Source organism: Bradyrhizobium sp. LeoB3 (assembly GCF_055456055.1).
The window spans coordinates 1-699 of record NZ_JBVBEF010000338.1 but is presented as its reverse complement, the minus strand read 5'-3'; the positions used below and the strand labels follow the sequence as shown (position 1 = coordinate 699).

The following is a 699-nucleotide window of genomic DNA, read 5'->3' as shown; positions in this document are numbered from 1 at the left end:
ATATCGTAGCGTCGACGCGCCGCACTTGGCGATCGTTGAGGACGCGACGTTCAAGGCCGCACAGGTGATCAAGGCTGGCCGCAGTCACCAGGGCGCCTCGCAATCGCGCGAGGCTGTCCGGCCCTTGTCAGGCCTGCTGCGCTGTGGATCCTGCGGCGCCGGTATGTCGGCGATCGGCGCGCAGAGGAAGGGGAAGCCTCACCGGATGCAGTGCTCGGCATTCCGCGAGAGCGGCGTCTGCAGCAACGGCCGCAAGGTTTCGCGCCCAGCGATCGAGACCCTGGTGTTTGAAGGCTTGCGCGAGGAGCTCGCCAATCCCGAGGCAATCGCCGAATATGTCCGCACCTACAACTCCGAGCGCCGGCGCTTGGCCAAGGAGAGTGGCGATCGCGAGAAGCATCTGCAGCGCCGCAACGGCGAGCTCGACCGCGAGATCGATCGCCTGATCACGAACATTGCGAAGGGGGCGGATTTCGACACCTACAACCCGAAGGTCAATGAGCTCGCGGCCGAACGGAAGCGCGTCAAGGCCGAGCTCGCACAGATCACTGCCGCTTCCGAGATCGTCACCGTGCACCCGGCGGCGATCGCGCGCTATTTCGTCGACATCGGGCGCCTGGCCGAGGTCGCCGCAGAGGCTGCGGAACTCGACGAGCCCGTGCTCGTCGCAACGCTGCGCCAGCTGGTCCAAGCCGTCAT

1 protein-coding gene is annotated in these 699 nt (G+C 66.0%); it reads left to right on the top strand.

Annotated elements, in window-relative coordinates; genetic code table 11:
- Positions 1–25 precede the first annotated feature (25 nt).
- Positions 26–699: recombinase zinc ribbon domain-containing protein (locus ACZXDY_RS46205; RefSeq protein ID WP_464350057.1), on the top strand; the 674-nt coding region annotated here is incomplete at its 3' end.